General features: G+C 45.1%; 24 protein-coding genes. 13 read left to right on the top strand and 11 right to left on the bottom strand.

The window, feature by feature from the left end; translation table 11 throughout:
• Positions 1-92: 92 nt before the first annotated feature.
• The 10 genes from hemE to MKY63_RS30890 all read left to right on the top strand — a co-directional run bounded on the left by hemE (position 93) and on the right by MKY63_RS30890 (position 10551).
• On the top strand, positions 93-1154 hold the full coding sequence (hemE, locus tag MKY63_RS30935; RefSeq protein WP_076107462.1) for a uroporphyrinogen decarboxylase: 1062 nt from the start codon (positions 93-95) through the stop codon (positions 1152-1154).
• Positions 1155-1208: 54 nt separating this feature from the next.
• A complete protein-coding gene (gene hemH / locus MKY63_RS30930) occupies positions 1209-2165 on the top strand; it encodes a ferrochelatase (protein WP_076296412.1) in 957 nt (318 codons plus the stop codon).
• Positions 2162-3586, top strand: a complete 1425-nt coding sequence (gene hemG, locus MKY63_RS30925) for a protoporphyrinogen oxidase (protein ID WP_076107459.1) — start codon at positions 2162-2164, stop codon at positions 3584-3586. The genes hemH and hemG overlap by 4 nt, the downstream gene beginning before the upstream one ends.
• 162 nt (positions 3587-3748) lie before the next feature.
• Complete coding sequence (locus MKY63_RS30920; RefSeq protein WP_076275009.1) at positions 3749-5146, top strand: CapA family protein; 1398 nt, start codon at positions 3749-3751, stop codon at positions 5144-5146.
• Between the two features lie 18 nt (positions 5147-5164).
• Complete coding sequence (locus MKY63_RS30915; RefSeq protein WP_326047391.1) at positions 5165-5899, top strand: glycerophosphodiester phosphodiesterase family protein; 735 nt, start codon at positions 5165-5167, stop codon at positions 5897-5899.
• A gap of 36 nt (positions 5900-5935) precedes the next feature.
• Positions 5936-6559: a fumarylacetoacetate hydrolase family protein gene (locus MKY63_RS30910; protein ID WP_036689251.1), complete on the top strand. Its 624-nt coding sequence runs from the start codon at positions 5936-5938 to the stop codon at positions 6557-6559.
• A gap of 22 nt (positions 6560-6581) precedes the next feature.
• Positions 6582-7385 carry a DUF92 domain-containing protein gene (locus MKY63_RS30905; protein ID WP_076140916.1) on the top strand — a complete coding sequence of 268 codons (804 nt, stop codon included), beginning with the start codon at positions 6582-6584 and terminating at the stop codon, positions 7383-7385.
• A gap of 44 nt (positions 7386-7429) precedes the next feature.
• Positions 7430-7999 carry a TetR/AcrR family transcriptional regulator gene (locus MKY63_RS30900; RefSeq protein WP_076098408.1) on the top strand — a complete coding sequence of 190 codons (570 nt, stop codon included), beginning with the start codon at positions 7430-7432 and terminating at the stop codon, positions 7997-7999.
• Positions 8000-8085: 86 nt separating this feature from the next.
• A complete protein-coding gene (locus tag MKY63_RS30895; RefSeq protein ID WP_076140917.1) occupies positions 8086-10023 on the top strand; it encodes an ABC-F family ATP-binding cassette domain-containing protein in 1938 nt (645 codons plus the stop codon).
• 42 nt (positions 10024-10065) lie between these two features.
• Entirely contained in the window at positions 10066-10551 is a 486-nt protein-coding gene (locus tag MKY63_RS30890; protein WP_249267663.1) for a tetratricopeptide repeat protein, read from the top strand.
• Between the two features lie 349 nt (positions 10552-10900).
• Here MKY63_RS30890 and MKY63_RS30885 read toward each other — a convergent pair whose 3' ends face one another.
• The 6 genes from MKY63_RS30885 to MKY63_RS30860 all read right to left on the bottom strand — a co-directional run bounded on the left by MKY63_RS30885 (position 10901) and on the right by MKY63_RS30860 (position 15571).
• Positions 10901-11620: a hypothetical protein gene (locus tag MKY63_RS30885; RefSeq protein ID WP_256717038.1), complete on the bottom strand. Its 720-nt coding sequence runs from the start codon at positions 11618-11620 to the stop codon at positions 10901-10903.
• Positions 11621-11714: 94 nt separating this feature from the next.
• Positions 11715-12755 carry a M42 family metallopeptidase gene (locus tag MKY63_RS30880; protein ID WP_036689645.1) on the bottom strand — a complete coding sequence of 347 codons (1041 nt, stop codon included), beginning with the start codon at positions 12753-12755 and terminating at the stop codon, positions 11715-11717.
• A 2-nt stretch (positions 12756-12757) separates the two neighbouring features.
• Positions 12758-13069, bottom strand: coding sequence for a lipopolysaccharide assembly protein LapA domain-containing protein (locus MKY63_RS30875; protein ID WP_042126298.1), 312 nt, complete (start codon positions 13067-13069; stop codon positions 12758-12760).
• A gap of 88 nt (positions 13070-13157) precedes the next feature.
• A complete protein-coding gene (gene pepF, locus MKY63_RS30870) occupies positions 13158-14948 on the bottom strand; it encodes an oligoendopeptidase F (RefSeq protein ID WP_036689265.1) in 1791 nt (596 codons plus the stop codon).
• Positions 14949-15160: 212 nt separating this feature from the next.
• Positions 15161-15331: a hypothetical protein gene (locus MKY63_RS30865; protein WP_036689267.1), complete on the bottom strand. Its 171-nt coding sequence runs from the start codon at positions 15329-15331 to the stop codon at positions 15161-15163.
• A 6-nt stretch (positions 15332-15337) separates the two neighbouring features.
• Positions 15338-15571: a hypothetical protein gene (locus MKY63_RS30860; protein ID WP_036689271.1), complete on the bottom strand. Its 234-nt coding sequence runs from the start codon at positions 15569-15571 to the stop codon at positions 15338-15340.
• A gap of 173 nt (positions 15572-15744) precedes the next feature.
• Here MKY63_RS30860 and MKY63_RS30855 point away from each other — a divergent pair, with 173 nt between their 5' ends.
• Entirely contained in the window at positions 15745-15942 is a 198-nt protein-coding gene (locus MKY63_RS30855; RefSeq protein ID WP_036689272.1) for a cold shock domain-containing protein, read from the top strand.
• Positions 15943-16156: 214 nt separating this feature from the next.
• On the opposite strand, the gene MKY63_RS30850 is transcribed toward MKY63_RS30855, so the two are convergent.
• Positions 16157-17407, bottom strand: a complete 1251-nt coding sequence (locus tag MKY63_RS30850; RefSeq protein WP_076107451.1) for an MFS transporter — start codon at positions 17405-17407, stop codon at positions 16157-16159.
• Positions 17408-17600: 193 nt separating this feature from the next.
• On the opposite strand from MKY63_RS30850, the gene MKY63_RS30845 reads away from it, so the two are divergent.
• Positions 17601-18683 (top strand): tetraprenyl-beta-curcumene synthase family protein, encoded by a 1083-nt coding sequence (locus tag MKY63_RS30845; protein ID WP_036689648.1) that lies wholly within the window; start codon positions 17601-17603, stop codon positions 18681-18683.
• Between the two features lie 66 nt (positions 18684-18749).
• The gene (pfkA, locus tag MKY63_RS30840; protein WP_036689277.1) at positions 18750-19721 is read left to right on the top strand and encodes a 6-phosphofructokinase; all 972 of its coding nucleotides are present in this window, start codon (positions 18750-18752) and stop codon (positions 19719-19721) included.
• Between the two features lie 71 nt (positions 19722-19792).
• Here pfkA and MKY63_RS30835 read toward each other — a convergent pair whose 3' ends face one another.
• The 4 genes from MKY63_RS30835 to MKY63_RS30820 all read right to left on the bottom strand — a co-directional run bounded on the left by MKY63_RS30835 (position 19793) and on the right by MKY63_RS30820 (position 23947).
• Entirely contained in the window at positions 19793-21166 is a 1374-nt protein-coding gene (locus MKY63_RS30835) for an MATE family efflux transporter (RefSeq protein ID WP_036689279.1), read from the bottom strand.
• A gap of 135 nt (positions 21167-21301) precedes the next feature.
• On the bottom strand, positions 21302-22513 hold the full coding sequence (locus MKY63_RS30830; RefSeq protein ID WP_076098402.1) for a putative glycoside hydrolase: 1212 nt from the start codon (positions 22511-22513) through the stop codon (positions 21302-21304).
• Positions 22514-22744: 231 nt separating this feature from the next.
• Entirely contained in the window at positions 22745-22933 is a 189-nt protein-coding gene (locus MKY63_RS30825; protein WP_036689649.1) for a hypothetical protein, read from the bottom strand.
• Positions 22934-23113: 180 nt separating this feature from the next.
• Positions 23114-23947, bottom strand: a complete 834-nt coding sequence (locus MKY63_RS30820) for a YitT family protein (protein ID WP_036689285.1) — start codon at positions 23945-23947, stop codon at positions 23114-23116.
• Positions 23948-24105: the final 158 nt, after the last annotated feature.

The raw sequence follows: 24105 nt of genomic DNA, 5'->3' as shown, positions 1-24105 counted from the left end.
TCTTCGTATTAGTTGTTACAAGCTTTTAAAAAGGGCATAATAGTAGATATGCCGATTAAAAAAATCTAATAAAATATAATGGAGATCTTATCATGACCTACAATGACACTTTTATCCGCGCCTGTAGAAAGCAGGACACGGAGCACGTTCCCGTATGGTACATGCGGCAGGCCGGCCGTTATGATCCCGAGTACCGTAAAATCAAGGAAAAGTATTCATTGCTTGAAATCTGCAAGCAGCCTGAGCTGGCAGCGGAAATAACCATGATGCCCGTTCGCAAGCTGGGTGTGGATGCGGCCATTTTGTATTCCGACATTATGAATCCAGTTGCTTCAATCGGAGTGAAATTCGATATCGTTAAGGATATCGGTCCAGTAATTGAGAATCCGATCCGTAGTGCAGCTGATGTGGAGAGACTAAAACCGATTGATGTAGAGGGTGATCTTAGCCACATTTTGGAAACGATTGCTATTTTGGATAAGGAACTGGACGTTCCTTTGATTACTTTTGCAGGCGCGCCGTTTACAATTGCCAGCTATTTGATCGAAGGTAGACCTTCCAAGGGGTATATCCGTACGAAAGAGCTAATGTACAGTGAACCCCGTGTCTGGGAAATGCTGATGGACAAGCTGGGCGATATGATTATCACTTACCTCCGAAGCCATGTACGGAGTGGAGGCAAAGCCTTCCAATTGTTCGACAGTTGGGTTGGTGCGCTTGCTCCACGCGATTTTGAAACGTATGTGCTGCCGACGGTTTCTCGTATTTTTTCCGAATTATCTGATCTTGATGTACCGAAAATATACTTTCCTGGTGTGAGCTCTGGAGAATTGCTGCCAAGTCTTACGAAGCTTCAAGCAGACGTAATCGGGCTGGATTGGCGTGTTAGCTTGACTGAAGGCCGACGCAGAACAGGCAATAAATTTGCGATTCAAGGAAATCTTGATCCATATTTGCTTACAGCTCCGATGGACCTCTTGAAGGAACGCGCGAAAGCACTGATCGATGAAGGTGTGCTTGAGCCAGGTTATATCTTCAATCTGGGCCATGGATTATTCCCGGAGGCTTCATTAGATAAACTTAGAGAATTGACGGAGTATATTCACACTTATTCTCAGGAAGTATTACAAAAAACGGCTAAGCAACGTTCGTAAAAATATAAGAATTTATATGTTCCACGCTATTAAATTGTAAAGGGGACGGAATCCGTGACAGTAAAAATAGGTGTTCTCGTCATGTCGTATGGCACTCCTAAGAGCCTAGAAGATGTTAAGGCTTATTACACGCATATTAGACGGGGGAATCCGCCATCAGCGGAGCAGCTTAAAGAGTTAACCGACCGTTATGAAGCAATCGTCGGGGGGGTATTCCCACTGCGGGAGAATACAGACCGGCAAGTAGAAGCTTTACAAGCAGCATTAAATGCGGATAAAGCGGGAGCAGATGTTGAATTTGTCTGCTATCAAGGCTTGAAGCATGCCAGTCCCTTTATTGAGGACGGCGTTGAGGCTATGGCGAAGGATGGCATTACTCAAGCAGTGGGTATTGTTTTGGCGCCACACTATTCCAGTATGAGTGTGGGGAGCTACATCAAGCGTGCTCAGGAAAAGGCTGATGCATGCAAGATTGACATGGGTTTTGTAGAGAGTTACCATATGCATCCTGAATTGATCGATGTGTTAAGCCAAAGAGTGTCAGCGAAGCTGGATCAATATATTGAAGCAGGCGCGACCCGTGATGAGATTCGCGTATTATTCAGCGCTCATAGTCTTCCAGAACGTATTCTGGCTATGGGTGATCCATATCGGGATCAACTGCTGGAAACTTCGCAAGCAATTGCAGCTCAGGCAGGCGTAACCAACTGGCAGTTTACTTGGCAAAGTGCTGGTCGCACAGCTGAACCGTGGCTCGGTCCGGATATTCTGGACACGCTGCAACAGCTTAGTAAAGAACAGGTGGAATACGTATTGGTGGCCCCTATCGGATTCGTATCCGATCATTTAGAGGTACTGTACGATCTCGATATAGAGGCAACAGCCGTAGCTTCGGAGCTTGATATGCGTCTTATGCGGATCGACTCACTGAATAGTGATCCCGCATATATGTCTGTATTGAGCGATGTAATTCGTAAACGACTGGAGCAGATGAAGGCCGCTCAATCATGATTGGCCCCACAAGAAAAATTGTTATCATAGGCGGAGGGCTGAGTGGACTCAGCGCCGCCTTTTATATTCGTAAATTTTATAAAGAAGCGGGTATAAAGCCTGATATAGTCTTGCTTGAGAAAGAGAAAAACCTCGGTGGAAAGATTGAAACCTTACATCGCGATGGTTTTGTGATTGAAAAGGGACCAGATTCATTTCTAGCGGAAAGGGCGGAGATGTGCGAGCTGGCTAAGGAATTGGAATTGGATCACGAGCTGGTATCCTCCAACCCTCTTGCTAAGAAGCGATATATCTTGCAGCGGGACAAGCTTAATCCTCTGCCAACCGGTCTTGTACTCGGTATCCCTACCGAACTGAAACCTTTTTTATCAAGTGGGTTAGTTTCGTTTGGGGGCAAAATACGTGCGATGATGGATTTTATTCTTCCTCCGCGGCGTAATGATGAGGACGAATCGCTTGGTGAGCTTATTGCGCGACGTCTAGGATCTGAAGTGCTGGAGAATTTAACTGAGCCGCTCCTTTCTGGCATGTACGGCGGAGATATACAAAAGATTAGCCTGCAAGCTACATTTCCGCAATTTGGAGAATTAGAGCAGCAGTATGGGAGCCTTATTCGTGGAATGCGCACAGGGCGAAAGAATAAAAAGGCACAGGAAGGTACTACACAGAGTACCTTCCTCACGTTCCGCAAAGGGCTGCAAAGTCTCGTGCATAGTCTGATTTATGAGCTGCATGATGTAGAACAACGGACGGAGTCTAACGTAGTTTCTATTCAGGCTGCTGGGAGTCCTTCTATCTATGAGGTAGAGCTGGAGAATGGCGAACGGTTGCTTGCGGATGATGTATATATCACTGCGCCTAATTTTTCGGCTGCTGACTTACTTCGTCCCCATATGGATGTTACAGCGCTGGAAGCGGTGGATTATGTTTCAGTAGCGAATCTAGTCATGGCTTTTAACAAAAAGGATATTGTTAACGAATATGATGGATCGGGTTTTTTTGTGCCTCGTAAAGAAGGGCGAAATATTACTGCCTGCACATGGACATCTACGAAATGGCCGCATACGGCTCCTGATGATAAGGTGCTTTTACGCTGTTATGTGGGTCGTTCTGATGATGAACAGAATGTTCAGCTGCCTGATGAGGCTTTGACGGAGCTTGTACTTAAAGATTTGCGAGAGATCATGGGCATTACTGCGAATCCAATATTTACGGAAATCACCCGCTTAGAGCATTCCATGCCGCAGTATCCTATAGGACATCTTGATAATATTACCGAATTCCGCAAAGAATTAGCAGCTTCGCTTCCTGGTGTGTATGTCATTGGCGCCGGATTTAATGGCATAGCAATGCCGGATTGCATCAAGCAGTCCAAGCTTATTGCGGAAAGCGTTGCTAAACAGCTAATGAATGAAATGTGAGTACGATGACTAAATAAAACAGTGAAGCGAAGCATGAGGCGCTTCACTGTTTTTCTTTAGTTAGTAAAATTTTCTATTTCTATCGACTCTCTTATTTGTAGGGTGCTGTGATAGATATGCTATAATAAAAACAATTTGAGAGTAGAGGAGATCACAGAAACCATGTATCCGCCGCGATCGCGTTCTAGACAAAAGAACAAACATAAGAGCAAACGCAAGCGCAGAACGGCCTGGGCTTGGATCAATGCAGGTCTTCTTCTGATGATTACCGTGTTATTGACTTATAGCTTTACGAATGACCCTGACAAGAAAAGCGCCTCACCGCCTCCGGTTGCAGAAGCGACAGCTACGCCTATACCGGAGAGTAGTGATCAGCCTCAGACAGCATCTCCGGTGGTTGCAGTTGCAACGCCTGAAGCTACGGAGACGCCAAGCCCTTCTCCTACGGCAACTCCAGAGCCAACGCCTACACCGCAGGAGGAGCCCGAAGAGATCATTGAAACACAAGCTCCTGAAGCGACAGCGACCCCTGCGAAGGATGAGGACAGCTCGGAAGCAGCAAATAATGATCCAGTGTCTGGTCTGCCGTCAGATGATGACGCGTCTGGTAAGACGGTGACTTTGAATTTTGGTGGAGATGTTATATTTTCCGGGAAAGCTGGAGAACTGCTGGAGAAGAAAGGTTATGATTATTCGTATGCCGCATTGGAGGGTCTGTTCAAGAAAGATGATCTTACGATCTTGAATCTGGAAACTCCAGTGACCACAGGTGGCGTAAGTGCCACTAATAAGCAATTTGTATTCAAAGGATCACCACTCGCTCTGGATGCGCTTAAGTCAGCTGGTGTGGACGCAGTAAATATGGCGAATAATCACACGCTTGATCAAGGAGAGCAAGGCTTGCGAGATACCCTTAACCACCTTGCTGAAAGAGGAATTCCTTATGTGGGTGCGGGGCTTAACAGTAAAGAAGCATATTCGGCGCAATATTTTGAACGTAAGGGCATTAAGATCGCTTTGCTGGGATTCACCCGGGTGATTCCTACGTCGGATTGGATGGCAGGAAAAAATAAGCCGGGACTTGCCTCCGTATACGATAGTGCAGAAGGACTGAAGGCTATTGCTGCAGCCAAAAAGAAAGCCGATTTGGTGGTCGTAGTTGTCCATTGGGGTAAAGAACGGGTAGAACAATATGATAAAACGCAACAGTCGCTGGGCCATAGCTTTATCGATGCAGGAGCCGATCTTGTCATTGGCGGCCATCCACACGTGCTACAAGGCGTGGAGCCATATAAGGGCAAATGGATTGCCTACAGCACCGGGAATTTTATTTTTACGAGATCTACAGTGCCTGCCACTTGGGAAACTGCGGTTTTTCAGGCGGAATGTAGTGTAAAAGGTCAATGTTCCCTAAAGCTGAAGCCTATGAAAGCCGAGCTAGCACAGCCTGTGCCGATGAACGCAGTGGATGGACAACTTTTGTTAAAAAGAGTAGAAGCTCTATCCGCAGGACGGGTAAAGATCGGCAGCGACGGTAAAGTCACTCAAGTTACCAAATAGGGTTCCTGGGAGGTCCTTATGATGAACAATTTGTGTGTAGCCCATCGAGGGTTTTCCGGTAAAGCTCCAGAGAATACATTGGCAGCCATTCGGATGGCGATTGCCATGCCCTATGTGCACTGGATGGAAATTGATGTCCAGCTCTCCAAAGACGGCGTTCCTGTTGTCATTCATGATTATACGTTGGACCGGACGACCAATGGTCATGGCAAGGTGAAGAACATGGACTGGGAATATATCCGGCGTCTGGATGCGGGGAGCTGGAAAGGGCGTTCTTTTCAGGGCGAGCGGGTGCCTTCTTTGGAAGAGGTGCTATCACTAGCCTCCGGAAGATTGCGTCTGAATATTGAACTGAAAACAGTGGGAGATATGTATCCTGGCATTGAGAAGACGGTGACGGATCTTATTTCTGCAAAAGGTATGCGGGACGACGTGATCTTGACCTCTTTTGATACTGGAGCATTAAAAAAAATCAAGGAAATTGATTCCCGTTTTCGCACCGGATTGATCTTTGATTCCAGATTTGGCAATCCTGCACGCAGGCTGCATGAACTGGATTGCTCTTTACTTTCGATTAGCTTCTCGCGTCTGAATCCTAGACTGGCCAAGCTTTTGTCCGAGCGAGGGGTGGAAATTATGGCTTGGACTGTGAACAAAGCGAAAGAGATGCGTCGCTTAGCCGACATGCATTCTGATATAATGATCTGTACAAACCGCCCGGATATATGGGGCGACACCTTTCTGAAGGTATAAATAATCCAAATCGATGGGAAAGAGAGCTGACTGTTTATGTGCGCTGCTGTTAATAATCTATATTGTGTTGGACGCAACTACAAGCTACACGCGGAGGAATTGGGTAACAATGTGCCAGTGGAGCCGCTCATCTTCATGAAGCCCTCACATGCGGCTGTTTCCCTCGATAAAGCAGTAATTAAGCTGCCAAAGGATGCGGGTCAGATTCATTATGAAGGTGAACTTGTACTGCGTATTGCACGTGATTATACACCCGGCATGAGCGTGGAGGATCTGGTAGATGTAATGGCACTGGGACTGGATTTCACGCTGCGTGATGTGCATAATGATCTGCAGAAGAAAGGTTTGCCGTGGACGCCAGCTAAAGGCTTTAAAAATGCCGCACCACTCACCCCTTACATAGCATTTCCAGATAAGGAAGAGCTGGAGGGAACTGATTTTACAGTGGTGAAAAATGGGGTGGAAGTACAACGCGGCAATGTTAAAAACATGATTTTTTCACTTCAAAAAATTGTTGATTTTATCGCCGAGCGCTACGGGTTAGGGAAAGACGATGTGATATTTACAGGTACTCCGGCAGGCGTGGGTCCTACTGTAGCTGGCGACGCTTTCGAGCTGTACTGGGGCGACAAGCTGATGGGGACTTGCCTGATCGGTTAATAGATCTGTTGGAGATGAATCTATGCAGTGGGTTATTGGCGCTTTAGGCGCTTTGATTGTTGCGGGAGCGGCATATTGGAAGCAGTCTTTAAGTCTCTCTGGCATGATTGCCGCGGTAGTGATGGGCACTATTTATTTTGGTGCCGGAAATGCTTTTTGGTTTGGGATATTGCTGATCTTCTTCATCACTTCAAGCCTGCTGTCCAAACTTCATCATGATAATAAAGCAGAATTAGAGCTGACGTATGCTAAGACGGGCCGCCGCGATGCCGGGCAGGTCTTTGCTAACGGTGGACTTGGCATGGTTCTGGTTCTCCTGAATGCGATCTTCCCGCATGAGCTGTGGGGGTTCCTATTTATTGGTGTAATGGCTACAGTAACCTCGGATACATGGGCTACGGAGATCGGAACACTGAGCAAGAAACCGCCTCGTTCTGTCCTTACGGGTAAAGTTCTTGCTGCCGGAGCTTCGGGAGGTGTATCCAGCTTGGGTACGCTGGCGGCAGCAGCAGGAGGCGCACTCATCGGTGCGTCAGCTTGGCTGCTGCGAATGATATCCGGCATGCCGGATCACTCTTTCGTGCTGCTTACCCTAGCAGGACTTGCCGGAGGACTAGTCGGCGCCTTTGCCGACTCTATCCTTGGTGCAACCGTGCAGCAGATGAACCGCTGTACCGTATGCGGCCGCGAAGTGGAAGGCTCACAGCATTGTGGGGCTCCAGCTGTACACGCAAGAGGCTGGAAGTGGATGAGCAATGATGCAGTCAATGCCATCAGCTCTATCCTCGGCGGTGCAGCTGCCTTACTGCTGAGCATGATCATTTAGCATTTGAATTTAAGCTTTGAACGGCACAGTTTAGGGAGGGACCGATGAGTAGCGCATCCAATCAAAAACATACTGCTATTCTGGATGCCGCATACGAGCTCTTCGGTTCAGGTGGATTTTACGAAACGAAGATGTCGGAAGTGGCGGAGCAAGCCGGGATAGCAAAGGGCACCGTTTATTTATACTTCAAGAGCAAGGAAGAATTATTCATGGCAGTGACGCGCCGCGATTGTGAGGGATTTCTCCTGCAATTACAGGAAAGGCTGAAGGCTAGTGATACTTTGGCCGGTAAACTGTCGATCATTGCTAAACATCACCTGAATTATTATTATGAACGCAAGAGGCATACGAAGCTCTTTTTCCGTGCCCCTAACAATAATCCTGAATTAGTGGCGTATATGACACAATTTATGGAGCAATACATGCAAGATGTGGTCAAGGTATTATTAGAAGGTGGAGCATCCGAGCCTGAGCTTATGGCACAGTCCTACATAGGGATGTTGGATCGTTTGAAGATGGATATCTTATTTGATCCGTCTTTTACGGAGGAGGACGCGTATAAACGCGCTGATTTCGCTGCTGGTCTTTTTATTAGAGGGGCCATGATCACCTGAATTTTGGATAGGATGATAGACCGGATAAATAGCATTGGTTAGATGCGGCCGGTTTTATGAAAATATAAGGCAAGCGAGGAAATAGCATGAATATTATGACCGTGGAACATCTTTCCAAGAGTTATGGCGAGAAAGTACTCTTTAGCGACGCTTCATTTGGTATGGACGATCGGGATAAAATTGGCTTGATCGGTGTGAATGGAACGGGTAAATCAACCTTTTTACGGATTATTGCCGGTCTGGATACTCCGGATGGTGGGCAAATTGCCATCGGGAATAATGTAAGAGTACAATATTTGGCGCAGAATCCTCCTTATGATCCTATGAATACAGTTTTGCAGCAAGTGTTCGCCGGGGATGATCCAGACCTTGCTACCATGCGTGAGTATATGGAGACTATGTCCCAGCTTGAACAGCAGCCTGGTAATGCTGAACTGGAAGGAAAACTAGTAAAGATTGGGCAGGCGATCGACGCTGCGGGAACATGGCATTTGGAGAGTGAAGCCAAAAGCGTGCTTACCAAGCTAGGCATCTTAAAGTTTGATGCGCTAATGGACACACTTTCTGGTGGACAACGTAAACGTGTAGCTCTGGCAGCTGCACTGATTACCCCCTCTGAACTGCTGATTCTTGATGAGCCTACCAACCATATTGATACGGATTCCGTGGCTTGGCTGGAGCAATATTTGCAGAAACGGCGCGGCGCTCTTTTGATGGTGACGCATGATCGTTACTTCCTGGAGCGTGTGGCTAGTGTCATGCTAGAGCTAGATGGTGGCCAGCTTTATCGTTATGAAGCTAACTATTCACGGTTTCTAGAGCTTAAAGCCGATCGCGAAGAACGAGAAGCCTCTGCCGAACAGAAGCGTAAGAACCTGCTGCGTACAGAGCTGGCTTGGATTCGTCGCGGTGCCAAAGCCCGTTCAACAAAACAGAAGGCAAGAATCGACCGCTTCGAAAAGCTGAAAGAGAGTACAGGAAGCAGCTCGAACGGTTCGTTGGATATTTCTGTGGCTTCTACACGTTTAGGTCGCAAGATCATTGAAATTAATGACCTGTCGAAAGCGTTGGATGGTCGTCAGCTAATCAAAGATCTCAGCTATATCGCTGTACCCCAGGATAGAGTGGGCATCGTCGGCCCGAACGGCAGCGGCAAATCAACACTCTTAAATATGATTGCAGGTCAGCTGCAACCCGATAAAGGTGAAGTTCAGCTTGGCGCTACGGTTAAGCTTGGTTACTTTACACAAGAGCATCAGGATATGGATGACAGTATGCGTGCCATTGAATACGTGAAGGAAGAAGCAGAAGTGATACGGACAGCAGACGGCAGTGTGATTACGGCTGGTCAAATGCTGGAACGCTTCTTGTTCCCTCCTGCGATGCAGTGGACACCGATCTCGAAGCTGTCCGGTGGCGAAAAAAGACGCTTGTATCTGCTTCGTGTATTGATGGGAGCACCTAACGTATTGCTTTTGGATGAACCTACGAACGATTTGGATATCGGCACATTGGCTGTATTGGAAGATTATCTGGATGAATTTCCGGGTGTCGTCTTTACCGTATCCCATGACCGTTATTTCTTGGACCGTACGATAGATAAGCTGATTGCTTTTGAAAATGGCGATATCCGGATTCATGTGGGCGATTATACGGAATATGAAGAATGGCTGGCCAAAAATGTACCGCCACGCATTGGAGAATCGAACAAAGAAGATGGAAGCTCAAAGCGAAAAGAGGCCGCGGACACTGGCAGCAACCCTGCACCTTCAACGGCTCCCAAAACAAAACTCAAATTCAGCTTCAAGGAACAGCGTGAATATGAGGGCATTGATGAGCAAATTGAGCTTGCAGAGCAACGTTTGACGGATATTAGTGTACAGATGGAGGCGGCTTTTGCTGACTCTGGAAGGCTGCAGGAGCTAGTAGAGGAGCAACGCCTAGCCGAAGCAGAGCTGGAGCGTCTTATGGAACGCTGGACCTATCTGAACGAGCTTGCGGAGAAAATCGCTGGTAAGGCTTAAACCCGTTGGATGGTTTTGAATGAAAATATGGGAGGGCTCTGTGTGGAAGATAAACTTAAAGCTGCCGTAGCCCTACGCAACGCTGGTAAAGCGGAAGAAGCCAAAATGATGCTGTTTGAGCTATATGAGCAGAATGCTGGGGACGCTGAACTTCTATATCAATTGGCCTGGACGCATGATGTGCTGGGTTTGGAGCGGGCGGCAGTACCCTTTTATGAGAAAAGCTTGGCGTTAGGATTACCCTCTGAGCAGAGAGTTGGCGCTCTATTGGGACTGGGCAGCACCTACCGGACACTCGGAGAATACGAGAAGTCAAAAGGTCTTCTGATGCAGGCTGTTCAGGAGTACCCGGAGAATAAGGAATTTCCGGCGTTCCTAGCCATGACCTTGCACAATCTTGGAGAGCATAGTCAAGCGATGGAGCTGCTGCTTAAGCTGTTGGCAGAAACCTCTGCGGATGAAGGGATAAGAAGTTACAGTAAGGCCATTTCTTATTATTCAGATAAGCTGGAGCAAGTCTGGGATTGATGCTAGCTTTTATATCGCATTAATACTTACGAAGTACTATCCGGACACCACTGACCTTAAACGCAGCATTATTGCACATTTGGAATGTTTACGGACTCCGCAGTCACTATTAGCACAAAAAGCTCCTAATACGTAGCTTTTCAAGCTAATAACGTCAATGGGGTCCGAAACAGTGCCCCATAGGCTGAAAATTGGCGAATAACATCATCTGGGTCCGTAAGCACCAGCCGAAAGTGATGACCACCGGAAATTCCGGCAGTGTCTGTTGAAGAACAAGCGAACCACCAATAAAAAAAGAGTAGGGTCCTCCAGTAATTGGAGAATTCTACTCTTTTATTTTTCTACTCTTTTATTTCGTTCCGTCCACAGCAATCATTTGCACTACAGACCGAGAATCGCCGGGTACAATGATTTCCTTCGCATTCATCTGGGAAGAGCCATCTCCGTCCAAGAAGATACCCTCCAGACCCTTGGCAGGAACTGTCTGGAGGATCGCTGAGCGGAAATCTGCCGCTGTTGAGAGCGTTGGGGTAACAATCAGCCAGAGCTTTCCTGTGTTGTCATACACCATGCCTGAGCGCAGGCGTTTCTCATCAGCGTAAGGAAGATGCTCTTCAGCTACTGCCGCTTCCCATAAGTCTTCGTGTCCCAGATTCATACTAATGCCACCTTGCGCAAAATAATGCTGGCGATCAGTAATCTTCAATTCTTCTCCAGAAGAGACAACCTGTACGGAGAAGCTACGGCTGGCACCATCCCAGACAAGAGTTCCACGTGCGTATTTAGCATTGAACCAGCCAGACCCATAACCCTTCTGGGCCCCGTTGACTGGAGTATCATTCATGATAGCCATGGATAAAAGCGCATCTTGATAGAAAAAACCACCGTTAATCCCATATGCATTAACTTGCCGTAAAGGGACACCCGCGGCCCTGAGCTTAATATCTTCAGGTGAAAGTGACATCATATAGAGCTGCACATTATCTGCACTCACTGTTTCCAAAAAGCTATAGGCGTGAGGAAGACCTTTAAAGGGATCTTCCTTGTGATTTCTAAATACCAGAAACAACGATAGCGCTAACCCCGCTATCAATAACACCAGGAGTGAGACGATAAGTCTCTGTCTGCGCCTCCAGAGCTGTTTTAGCTTGCCAGAGCTAGCCTCAGTTTGTACCCACATAAGCAGCGAGAAGCTTAGCAGTGTTCACTACAGCTTGCTTATGCGTACGTTCCATGGAGTGGGAGGCATGTACACCTGGGCCAATCAATGCTGCACGGATATTGTTTCCGCCTCTGAGCGCTGCGGAAGCATCGGAGCCGTACATAGGATAAATATCAACGGCATAAGGAATTGCGAGTGCCTCTGCCAGTTCAATCAAACGGCCTGTCATAACATAATCGTAAGGGCCGGAAGAGTCTTTTGCACAGATGGATACATCGGTTTCTTTACAGCTGAGATCATCACCCATGGCGCCCATATCGACGGCAATCATTTCATTGATTTCACCAGGAATCCAAGCTGTACCATGTCCCACTTCCTCGTAGTTAGAGATGAGGAAAGAAAGGTTGTGGAGAGGTTTCCAGCCTTCACGTTTAATACTTTCCAGTAATCCAAGAAGGGCAGCCACGCTTGCCTTGTCGTCTAAATGACGGGATTTAATGTAGCCGCTAGGCGTAATCACTGCACGTGCATCGAAAGAAATGAAATCTCCGACGGAAATGCCAAGCTTGAGTACGTCTTCTTTAGAAGATACCAGCTCATCAATACGTACTTCCATGTTCTCCTCTGATCGTTTGAAGTCACGAGCGTCTGGATATACGTGAACAGATGGATGGCTGGTTAAGATGGTTCCTGTATAAGTTTTGCCGCTGCGGGTATGGATCGTGCAATATTCATTCTCAATGCTGTGCATGGCGAAGCCGCCTACTGAGGTCAGTCGCAGTGTACCGTTAGCTTTAATCGAGCGTACCATGGCACCAAGTGTATCCACGTGAGCGCTGATGCCAATAGTACGAGAGGGATCTAGGCCCGGGACGTTAAGAATTACGCCGCCTTTTTCATTCCAGCTTAAAGGTATGTTCAGCGCAGCTGCTTCTTCAGCAACTAGTGTCATTACCTGTGCAGTGAAACCGCTTGGGCTGGGGGTATCGAGTAATTTTTTTAGGATGGAAAGTATGTAGTCTTCATTAGGTTGAATGGTAATCATTAGTTAAGCCCTCCTGTTAAGCCATCATTGTCTGTGTTAAAAGAATCCAGTGAAGTGTCGGCATCACGAAGCTTGGTAAGCTCAGCAGTTAAGCTTTTAATTTGCTTTTGTAGTTTGTATTGACGAAAAATGCCGTAAGAGCCCACGATGATTCCGCCAATTAACGCGCAGCCAAGAATAACGAGTATAAGTGGTATATTAACCACATCAAAACCGAAATTGACTTGAACGGGATCAACGTTGATGACTGCGAATATGGCGGTTAGCAGCGCGAAGATTAGACCCGCAATTAGTGACCATTGAATTCTCATTGAATTCTTCCTCCTCAGGGGGATATAACAATATAAAATCCCCTGCCCAGATAGGGCAAGGGATTAATGTAATACTAAGCTCTCTGCCTTATTTGGTCAACTGTTCCATTTGCGCGATAACACTTTCGAACACACTCATCGCTTCGCGAATCGGCTCAGGAGACGACATGTCAACGCCTGCTTTTGACAAAATATTGATGGAGTAATCACTGCCACCGCTCTTCAGGAAGCCGAGGTAACGATCTACCGCCGGTTTGCCTTCTTCAAGGATTTGTTTGGCAAAGCTAGTCGCTGCCGAGAAGCCTGTTGCATATTTGTAAACATAGAAGCTGTTATAGAAATGCGGAATTCGTGCCCATTCCATCTCGATATCCTGATCTACAACCATTTCTTTGCCGTAGTATTTGACATTCAGGTCGTAGTAGATACTCGAAAGATCTTGTGGGGTAAGCGAATCGCCCTCTTCAACACGCTGATGAATGATCTTTTCGAATTCTGCGAACATCGTTTGCCGGAAAATCGTTGTCCGGAACTGATCGGCATAGTAGGTGAGCAGATACATTTTTTCCTTAGGATCTGTAGACTTTTTGAGTAGATAATCCATAAGCAAAGCTTCATTGGTAGTCGAGGCAACCTCTGCAAGGAAAATGGTATACTGTGCATCCCGATAGTTCAGAGCGTTGTCTGAAAAATAAGAGTGTAGAGCATGACCCATCTCATGTGCCAGAGTAAACATACTGTTCAGATTATCGTTATGGTTCAGCAGGACGTATGGGTGTGTGCCATAAGGGCCCCAGCTGTAAGCTCCAGAGCGTTTATTCTCGTTCTCATAGACATCAATCCAGCCATTGTCGTAGCCTTTTTGCAGCACATTCAGATAATCTTCACCCAGCGGTTTGAGGCCTTCTTTGGTAATTTTCTTCGCTTCTTCGTACGTGATATCTAGCTTATATTCATCTACTAGTGGTGCAAATAGGTCATACATATGTAACTCATCCACACCAAGCAGCTTTTGACGCAACTTCATGTAACGGTGCATTAAAGGAAGACTCTCATGAATCGTATCGATCAGGTTGGTATATACCTCTTTTGGAATGTTATCACCGTAAAGAGACATTTCCATTACAGATGGATACTTGCGGACGTGTGAGAAAAAGACGTTTTTGTTCACATTGGCGCTAAGCGTTGCTGCGATGGTGTTTTTTTGCTTACGATAGGTGTCATAGACTGCTTTAAAAGCATTTCGGCGAACCTCGCGATCGGAGCTTTCCAAGAACTTGATATAGTTGCCGTGAGTCAGCTCGACCTCTTTGCCATCTTCATCTTTAATCTTAGGGAATTTCAGATCTGCGTTGTTCAGCATACTAAAAATGTTCTGAGGCGCTTGTGCTAGGTTTCCAACTTGGGCAAGCAGAGCTTCCTCAGCCTTGGACAATACATGCGCTTTCTCACGTTTCATCTCTTTTAAAGTGAAGGTGTAAGCGGACAGTTCAGGATCAGCAATAAATTGATCCAGCTTCTCAATAGGCAGTGCCAAGATTTCTGGGGTTACAAAAGAAAAGGCTTCGCCTGCTTCGATCCCAAGCTTCTTCGCTTTGGAGGACAAAGCTTGATATTCAGGATTAGCAGTGTCTTCATCCTGACGCATATGAGCATAGACAAAGAGTCGCTCAGTGGAGACGGACAGCTTGTCATCCAGCTCAAAACATTGTTTCACAGCTTCTGCGGAATCAAGTTTACCTTGGAAATCAGCAGCTTTTTTGATCAGTGATTTAGCTTCAGCATATTCTGCATCCCAATCCTTCTGAGAGGCAAATATATCTTCAAGCTTCCAACGATTCTCAGCAGGTACTTCACTTCTCTTCAATAATTGTTCCATAGAAACCCTCCTAGAATGATGAGATGTAGTAGGCATAATCTCCCTCGGCAATACTGTGGATGATATTTCACCCGGTAGCAAGCTGAGCACAAGTAGAAGAGGGATGGACTTGAGTGTAATAGGCATGACGTCCTCCTCTTTGAAAAGTAGAGTCAGCTTATTATGTCCTGCTAAGTCCTGATTATTAATATTTAGTCTTCTTTATATGGTAGTTATGCCAACAAGCTATAAATAACAAAGATGAAAGCAAACAGAATCATTACGACCGCAGCCATGGCCATGCCCCGCTTTAATTTCGGCGGGACACGATCCTTGGTCATAATTAATACTGCGCCTAGACAGAGGACTAGGACAACATAAATCGTGAGATTTTCGTTATTCATTTCCTGTTATACCTGTTTGAAAGCTGCAATGATGTTTTTGTACTCTTCTTCATTGTCTTTATAAGATTCTTTGTTGAAGCGGTTATTCACCCATTGCATCATCGCTGGACGACTCAGGAAGGTATGTGTTTCTTCTCCCCATTGATCGGAAATTTCGCGGAGTACAATGTAGCGGCCTTGAACTTCTACCGTCATCATATTCCATTTGTCTGTTTTGTATATTTCATGTTTTTTGATCATTATCATTACCACCCTGGCGATTTTTGGCTTTTGGCTCAATGATAACGCACTGGAGAAGGGAAAAGCAAATTAAATCATATATTAAGGGTTGGGTTTGATTGATTTGAACAGAAGATTGCAGTATACTATAGTTATACGCCATATATGGCGGTTATTTTTAGGAGGTTGTTCAATTGAAAGGTACAGTAAAATGGTTTAACGCAGAAAAAGGTTATGGTTTTCTTCAAGTAGAAGGCGGCGAAGATGTATTCGTACACTTCTCAGCAATTCAAGGTGAAGGATTCAAGACTTTGGACGAAGGTCAAGAAGTAGAATTCGACATCACTGATGGTAGTCGCGGACCGCAAGCTGAAAACGTAGTAAAATTATAAGAAACAGCAGGACAGTTAAGCTGTCTGCTACAAATATATAATTTACTTGGCAAGCCCTTGCAAGAGTGGTTACCAACTTACAGAACACAGTTCTTTCGGGAACTGTGTTTTTTTACGCCCACTATAGAAGTTATCCAAAATGAAAAAGGTCGTTGCACTCCAGTGAAGGGGAGTGCAACGACCTTTTTGTATTATGAAATAATACCAACCCTAATTATAGGGAGGCTTTTTTGTTCTTTTTTCTGAAATAATTGATCGGATCCAGGTTGGATTTCAATAAATGCTGTCCCAGAAACCCTGCAAAAGCGAGTAAGCTGAAACCCGTAGCCACTATATAAAAAATATAACGCCCCGCCTCTTGATAAATAATGCCGCCAAAGGTACCGCTAAGCAGCCCAGACGCACTTGACCAAACGACGGTGAAAATGGCAAGACCTGTTGCCCGAAGGCGATCCGGAATAATCCGGGTGATATAACGGACAGATGTTACATAAAAAACACCAAATGATATACTGTGCATGGCTTGAATGGCAATCATTGAGCCTGGATGATCCGCTAGGGACATCAAAAGAAAACGCAGAGCATACATCAGACTCCCCAAGGCCAGCAAGGGCAATTCTTTGAATTTGTCGCCGTATCTGCTGAGGATAAATAATACAGGGATCTCACTAAGAGCTGACGCGAGCAGTGCCCAGCCAATGATTTCCTCACCAGCGCCTAGTTGTTTTAGACTGATCGTCAGAAAGGCTTCGTTCATTCTATGGCCTAACGCGAGTACAAACACACACCCGAAGAACCACAGCACCTCTTTTTGCAACAATATATCTTTAAGTCCATTTTTGCTATTATCAGCTTCAGCTGTGTCCTTATCTTGATTCGTTGTTTCTATAACAGCAGGTCTTTTAACATCCTTAAGTCCTAGGGTAATTAAAAGTGCAGCAATAATGATGATGATACATAGGGTCAAGCTCCAAGTAGAGCCCAATGCTCTTAATGCATAGCCAACGGTTAGAGCAAAGAAAGAATAGCCTAAGGAGCCAAAAACGCGAATGGTAATGAAGTTCCGTCCGTGTCTTTCGGCAACTTTGATAGCCATTGTATCGGCAAGCGGAAAAACTGGGTAATAGAAGAAGTAGAAGAAGGACAAAATAAGCATGACAGATGAAAATTCCGTCGCTCTGGCTAATAGAAGACCAGTTACTAATTGACCCGCAAGTAATATGAACATGATCTTTCGAATGGTGCCTAACTTATCGCTTATCATACTCCAGAATAGATTGGATAGGATGGAGATAAGGGGGCCGAGGGAATACAAGTAGCCTATCTGAGAACTGCTAAACCCTAAATGTGTGTAGAATAAAGGAAAGTAGGATACTACAAGGACGCTGGTACCATATATGGTAAAGAGAAAGGAACGCAGCCAGTTTTGATCGCTGTAAAGGCTGCCGGTCCGTTTTGAAAACATGGATTGCACTCCTCCGAAATTGAAATATGCCTAGTATAGCATAAAGCAATGGGGAGATGTTTTTAAAAACTGCTGTATTTCTGAATCTTTCATGATTTTACGAAAGTGATTTTGTTGTTTGTACAAATACGCCTGATCATATTATAATAAGTGGTGATTTGGATAAGGAGACAACAATGTGGAGGCACTGTCATTGAGTGAATTAGAGCAAGGCCGTTACCTTAGCCCGCGTGGTCCACTGGGACTTATGAACAGGGTCTATAAGTACGTGCTGCCGGAAGTGAGAGAATGTCTCCATTTCTGGCGCCAAGATGCGAACGGGATTCCCGATCCCGAGCTCCGGAAGCAAGCACTTGCCAGCATTGAAACTAAAGAGTTTCATTGCATAGGCGGTGGTATTTATGCCGCCGGCAATTTATCGATGAAACATATACTGATTCCGCTAATTGTTGCTTATCAAACTATCAGTGATTATCTGGACAACTTATGTGATCGCAGTACTTCGCTTGATCCTGCAGATTTCAGGCTGCTGCATCAATCTATGCTGGATGCTATTGATCCAAATGCTGAGCCAGGTAATTATTATGCGCTTCGAAGTGAACAGAATGACGGCGGATATTTGTACAGGCTGGTTCGCAAATGCCAAGAGATGATTTCTTTGTTGCCAGGTTATTCCGCTGCTGCAGCGGAGATTCGAGAACTGGCTGTGCTCTATACAGATTTACAAGTGTATAAGCACATCCGCCCGGAACTCAGGGAAACAGCCCTGAAGGAGTGGTGGGAGGAACAGGGCAGTCGAGCACCACATCTGCAATGGAATGAATTTTCGGCTGCAACGGGATCAACGCTAGGTGTATTTATGTTATTTCTATCCGCATGTGATCCGAAGCTGAACCAAGCTTCTGCGGCTTCGATTCGAGCCGCGTATTTTCCGCATGTATGTGGTCTGCACATTATGCTGGATTATCTGATTGATCAGGAAGAGGACCGAGCAGGCGGTGATCTTAATTTCTGCAATTATTATGATGACACGGATACCATGCTGAGTCGGATCGCTGCAATGGTTGAGTGGGCCCGTAAGGATGTTCGTAATCTTCCAGAGTCTTCGATGCATCGTATGGTGATTGAGGGATTGCTGGCACTTTATTTATCTGATCCGAAAGTTAGCGAACAGCGGGAAGTTCGCTCTGTATCTAAAAGCCTGATGAAAGGCAGTCCGCTTACAAGACTGTTCTTCTTCGCTAACAGCCGTTGGATACGCAAACGCTTTTTGTAACCATGTCGCGAAGTTATTTTTATAAGAAGTATCAGGCTTCGCACAATTTTAAGGAGGAACAACAGAATGTCTAAAATTCAAAAAATCGCAGTATTGACTAGTGGTGGAGATTCACAGGGAATGAACGCCGCTGTTCGTGCGGTTGTAAGAAGCGCACTTTATTTCGGTATTGAGGTATTTGGGGTGCAACGTGGTTATCAAGGTCTGCTGAATCGCGATATATTCCCAATGGATCTTCGCAGTGTAGGAGATATTATTCAACGTGGCGGTACTGTTCTGCAGTCTGCAAGATGTCTGGAGTTCACGAAACCGGAAGGACAACAAAAAGGCGCGGATATCCTTAATGAACTGGGTATCGATGGTCTAGTAGTTATCGGTGGAGATGGTTCCTATAAAGGAGCTAACAAATTAAGTAAACTCGGTATCAAGACTATGGCTTTGCCAGGTACGATTGATAACGATATCTCCTTCACAGACTACACTATCGGGTTTGATACAGCGGTTGGCGTTGTTGTAGACGCTATTAACAAGTTGCGTGACACTATGTCCTCCCATGAACGTTCTTCGATTGTAGAGGTTATGGGACGCCACTGTGGCGATATCGCGCTGCATGCTGGACTGGCTTCCGGAGCAGAAACAATTCTTGTGCCGGAAATGCCGTATGATTTGAATGAAGTTGCTGACCGGATGCGCGATAATTTTATCAGAGGTAAACGCCACAGTATCGTAATTGTTGCCGAAGGCGTTGGCAAAGGTGAAGATGTGGCTCAAGCTCTGAAAGACCGTCATGCTTCTCTGGATGCACGTGTTACTGTACTCGGACATATCCAACGTGGTGGAACACCAACTCCTGGAGACCGGAATTTGGCTAGCCGTCTTGGCGATTTTGCCGTACGTAAGCTAATCGAAGGTGAATCCGACAAGGCTTGTGGTATCATCAAAGGTGAATTAACCCTTACGGATATTGATCTCGTTGTAAATACGAAAAAGGGCTTTGACCTGGAGCTGTATGAGCTGGCTTCCCGTCTTTCCCAATAATTAGCGACCCTATATATAAAAAGGAACAGCTGCGAGATTCGCACTGTTCCTTTTTTGTGTAATATGGATCGTTAACTCTGTGGTTGTTCCTGTGTGTATTGTGCGGCATAACGCCGTTGAACTTTGATAAGCCGAGACAATAGCAGGGTCGCACCGATGGCAAGACCGGTGATAAGACCAATCCAGTAGCCGAATGCTCCTAGATCTGTGTAAGTTGCAAGTACATAACCTGTAGGTAAGCCAATTACCCAATAGGCAATAAAACAAATGATAAAGGCTGGGTTAACATCCTTATATCCGCGAAGCGCACCTTGAGTAGGTGTAGCAATCGCATCTGAGATTTGAAAAAAGATTGCATAGATCAGGAAATGCTGAATTAACGAGATGACATCGGGTTCATCTGAATATAGACCAGCTACATGATTTCCGGCAAATAAGAGTAATAAAGCTGTGGCCAGCGAAAGGATTGCCGCCAGTCCGATACCCATTATGGCATATTGGCGTGCATCCTTTTGTCTGCCAGACCCGGTCTCGAAGCCGACGAGGATGGTAAGGCTGATGCAAATACTGAGCGGAATCATATAGAGTGTTGTTGCAAAATTGATTGCTGCCTGATGCGCGGCAATTGTTACGGTATCAAATCGGCTCATTAACAAGGTTACAGCGGAAAAGACAGCTGTTTCGAAAAAAATTGAGAAACCGATGGGTACTCCGATTTTGAGCAAATCTTTAATGCTGTTTAACGATATAAAATAGAACTTACGGAATAATCTGAGATTTACAAAGGCCTGAGAACGATATATGAACAGTAGAGCAACGGCAAATATAACCCAATAGGTAATAGCTGAAGCGACCCCAGCACCAACGCCCCCGAGACGAGGGAATCCGAAGTTCCCGAAGATGAGCAAATAGTTCAAACCTACATTTACAGGCAAAGCTATTAGTGTAATACACATGGATACGCGTGTTTGCCCTAAAGCGTCTATACAGCTACGAAGTACCGTATATCCAAACAGGGGGATAATTCCGAACGAAATAGCACTGAGAAAGCGGAAAGCAACATCTCTTACACCAGACTCCAAGTTCATAAAATTAAGAATAGGTGACAAGGCAAAGCTGCCAATTAGCAAGACGATGATCGAAACAATCAGTGACAGCCAAATACCTTGTGTGACTTGAAAGGCAACATCCTTATCCTTTTTGCTCCCGATGAGCTGTGAAACAATAGGTGTGATCCCCATAAGAATACCGCTGAGACCGGTTTGGATTGGAATCCAAAGACTAGTTCCTATCGCAACTCCTGCCAGATCGACGGTTCCGAATTTACCGGACATATTAGTATCAAAGAAGGTGATCGCGGATAAAGCAATTTGTGTAACAAGGATTGGGAATAAAATATGAAAAAATTGTCCTGCCTTTTGTTTTAAAGAGGTGGTCTGTATCATAATTCTGTGCCTCATTCTTTAAGATTTTTCAAGGAATAGGTTAAATAGTTCAATAAGTTTCCGTTAAAAGACCCGGCAGACGCCGGGTCTTTAGCATACATATATCAGATCAGCTATAAATAATAAGGGCTGTATTCATTGTTTTTCGTAATCAACATCGGCAGTATAGCGATTGTTGGCGTTCCAGAGAAGGAACTCATCCACGTTCTCATCTTTTAAAGCGCGGATTTGATCTTCCACCTGTTTTTTACCATATTTCACATAATGACCACTTCCGAGCCAGCTTGCTGTAAAGTCTTGAATCCAAGGTCGAATAACGGGTTTATAGCTGCCCAGTGGATCAAGCTTCTTATGTGTATCAACCATGGAACCTTTGATTGTAGCGTAAGGATCTAAGTCGGGCTCTTTCACGCCAAACCATCCCGTTGAATAGTGGCTTGGATAAACCATTGGACTGATAACATCCACATTCTTGGATATTTTAACAAAGTCCTGGCCGATACCCTCAGCAGGGGCAGATGCGGCATATCCAAAAATATCTACGGACACACGGACACCAAGTGGAGCTAGCTCTGCTTTGGCATATTTAACAAAATTAGATACGATTTCTACGCGTGAGTCAGTGGTTTTAGTGTATTTAAGGGTATCAGCACGTTTTTCGAATCCTTCCGGAAAGCGAACATAGTCGAACTGAATTTCTTTGAAGCCGAGCTTAACAGCTTCCTTGGCGATATCCACATTGTATTTCCACACATCTTCATTATAAGGATTAACAAAGCTGTCGCCGCCCTTATTCTTCCATACAGTGCCGTCAGTATTAACAAAAGACATCTGCGGGTTCTTCTTGGCAAGAATAGAATCTTTAAAAACAACAATCCGGGCGATAGGATAAACATCATGTTTCTTCAAACGTTCCATTAACTTATTGATATCTCCAATAAAAGGCTGAGGGTTACCGAGCTTCTGGAGGTCGGCATTATCGGTCTTATACGTGATATAACCCGCATCGTCCTTAATGTCTATTACCATTGAGTTAAGTTCGGTTTGGTCAAGCAATGTAAGCAGCTTTTCCATTCGTTCCCCACCAGCACTGTAGGCGGTAACATAAATGCCTTTTACTTTGGGTGCGTCTGGTTGTGGATCGGTGTGTAACATACTTTCTGAGTTTGTTGCTTCAGGTGAAGCGCTTGGAGCTGGAGTTGCTACATTCGAATTGTTGTTTTGTTGTGCAATGATGGGGGGATTCATGGCGGACTTCAAAGCGATCGCCACTTCAGCGTCATGTTGGTTCTGTTGTACGCCTACGCTTCCCAAGGCCATCATCAGTAGAGCCCAGGTGATGTTCATTCGTTTTTCTCTCCCTTTATGTACTTTCCCCTAAATTATATAGGAACGGTTGCTCCCAAAAAGAACAGTGTTGTAACAATATTAGCTCAGATTGGGAATAAAAAACCGCCTTTGTTGTTTATAAACGAGATGTATGGATTCGAAACGGTATGAAAAAAGTAAATGCCGCCTTAAATCGGCAACAGGGCCGAACCCAAGGCGGCAACTATCAAGACTTCTCTTGCGGCTTGCTCATTGAAGATACGCAGAATTCTGATGTTCACAGATGCTGTAATGGATAATATCCATGGCATCTGCAGGTTCCAGAATACTTAGCCCGTCTCGCAGAACGATTACTGAATTTAATTCGTCCTGTTTGAGAAACGGCATCATATCAGGATACCACCTCATGACGATTGCTGACAGTTTTACCGTTTCCATTTCCACAAAAATCACCCTTTCCTTTTTCGATAGTTCTGAATAGATTCAGTGTTCATCGGAAAACGAAGTGCTTTGGAAAAAAGAGGGGTAAATCTCAATCTTTATGAAATTGTTAGGGTTCTGCGTGTGTATAATATATCATAATTCTGAGGTTGGTGCATTTTCCAATACTAGGAATTTTTATTTCCTCATTTTGTCTTTCCGGAAGGAACCCATAACACCAACTGTTTCAACAATATTTACAAAAGCTTGAGGATCTGTCGTGCGGATGATACGTTGTAGCTCTGCAAGTTCGTAGCGGGTTGTTACCGTCATTAGCATGTCCTTTTCAACGTGAGAATAAGCACCTTCTGTTTTAATCTTTGTGACACCTCGTTGAAGGCCTATTAGATGTTGCAGTAATTCATCTGTACGGTTTGTTACAATATATACGGTTACCTTTAAGTGGCTGATATGAATCATATCCAACACTTTACCTGTTACATATATAGATACCATTGATGAAAGTGCTAAATTCCAGTTCTGGTCAAGATAAGCGGCCGCCAGGATAACAAGTCCATTTAAACTTACTACTACATTGCCGACCGGGAAATCTCGGTATTTAGTGATAATTGAACCCAAGATGTCAAAACCTCCGGAAGAACCTCCTGCACGGAAGGAGATACCACAGCCAATCCCAACGAGAACTCCGCCAAACACAGAGGACAGCAGCATATCTGTAGCCACCAGATGCTCGGGAATCACTGTTAAGAACCAGGTTGTAAACACAACGGACAACATGCTCATAATAATAAATCTCCGGCCTAACTGGAACCAGCCTGCAGCCAGCAGAGGAATATTAAAGAGCAAGTATAGGAGGCTTATGTTTAATGGAGTGAAATAACCCACTAACATGGAAAGCCCAGATACACCACCACTTAGTAAACGGTGTGGAATTAAAAATAGATTAAATCCACTGGCGATCAGTGCTGCCCCTAAAAAAACAACCAAACAATTCAAAATCTGTCTTAACAAGTAAATCCACCCTTATATATATATTTAAAAAATTAAAACATGAAAGCAATGAAAAGAAAGGAACCCACTGGTATTCTCACATGTGTTTGTGATATAATGTATAGGATATTCTTGAGTAGAACGTTACAATGGTATTTTTGCATTGCATCGGATGTAAA

The sequence above is a fragment of the Paenibacillus sp. FSL R7-0189 genome, assembly GCF_037969925.1.
Lineage (GTDB): Bacteria > Bacillota > Bacilli > Paenibacillales > Paenibacillaceae > Paenibacillus_AQ > Paenibacillus_AQ odorifer.
This window is presented reverse-complemented; position numbering and strand designations above follow the sequence as displayed.

Excerpts from the sequence above, each read along its gene's own strand:
- MKY63_RS30920 (WP_076275009.1), top strand. The coding sequence starts at position 3,749 with ATGTATCCGCCGCGATCGCGTTCTAGACAAAAGAACAAACATAAGAGC.
- MKY63_RS30835 (WP_036689279.1), bottom strand. The coding sequence starts at position 21,166 with ATGATACAGACCACCTCTTTAAAACAAAAGGCAGGACAATTTTTTCAT.
- MKY63_RS30895 (WP_076140917.1), top strand. The coding sequence starts at position 8,086 with ATGAATATTATGACCGTGGAACATCTTTCCAAGAGTTATGGCGAGAAA.
- MKY63_RS30825 (WP_036689649.1), bottom strand. The coding sequence starts at position 22,933 with ATGGAAACGGTAAAACTGTCAGCAATCGTCATGAGGTGGTATCCTGAT.
- pfkA (WP_036689277.1), top strand. The coding sequence starts at position 18,750 with ATGTCTAAAATTCAAAAAATCGCAGTATTGACTAGTGGTGGAGATTCA.
- MKY63_RS30915 (WP_326047391.1), top strand. The coding sequence starts at position 5,165 with ATGATGAACAATTTGTGTGTAGCCCATCGAGGGTTTTCCGGTAAAGCT.
- MKY63_RS30850 (WP_076107451.1), bottom strand. The coding sequence starts at position 17,407 with ATGTTTTCAAAACGGACCGGCAGCCTTTACAGCGATCAAAACTGGCTG.
- MKY63_RS30905 (WP_076140916.1), top strand. The coding sequence starts at position 6,582 with ATGCAGTGGGTTATTGGCGCTTTAGGCGCTTTGATTGTTGCGGGAGCG.
- MKY63_RS30865 (WP_036689267.1), bottom strand. The coding sequence starts at position 15,331 with ATGAATAACGAAAATCTCACGATTTATGTTGTCCTAGTCCTCTGTCTA.
- MKY63_RS30910 (WP_036689251.1), top strand. The coding sequence starts at position 5,936 with ATGTGCGCTGCTGTTAATAATCTATATTGTGTTGGACGCAACTACAAG.
- pepF (WP_036689265.1), bottom strand. The coding sequence starts at position 14,948 with ATGGAACAATTATTGAAGAGAAGTGAAGTACCTGCTGAGAATCGTTGG.
- MKY63_RS30860 (WP_036689271.1), bottom strand. The coding sequence starts at position 15,571 with ATGATCAAAAAACATGAAATATACAAAACAGACAAATGGAATATGATG.
- MKY63_RS30875 (WP_042126298.1), bottom strand. The coding sequence starts at position 13,069 with ATGAGAATTCAATGGTCACTAATTGCGGGTCTAATCTTCGCGCTGCTA.
- hemE (WP_076107462.1), top strand. The coding sequence starts at position 93 with ATGACCTACAATGACACTTTTATCCGCGCCTGTAGAAAGCAGGACACG.
- hemG (WP_076107459.1), top strand. The coding sequence starts at position 2,162 with ATGATTGGCCCCACAAGAAAAATTGTTATCATAGGCGGAGGGCTGAGT.
- MKY63_RS30900 (WP_076098408.1), top strand. The coding sequence starts at position 7,430 with ATGAGTAGCGCATCCAATCAAAAACATACTGCTATTCTGGATGCCGCA.
- MKY63_RS30830 (WP_076098402.1), bottom strand. The coding sequence starts at position 22,513 with ATGAACATCACCTGGGCTCTACTGATGATGGCCTTGGGAAGCGTAGGC.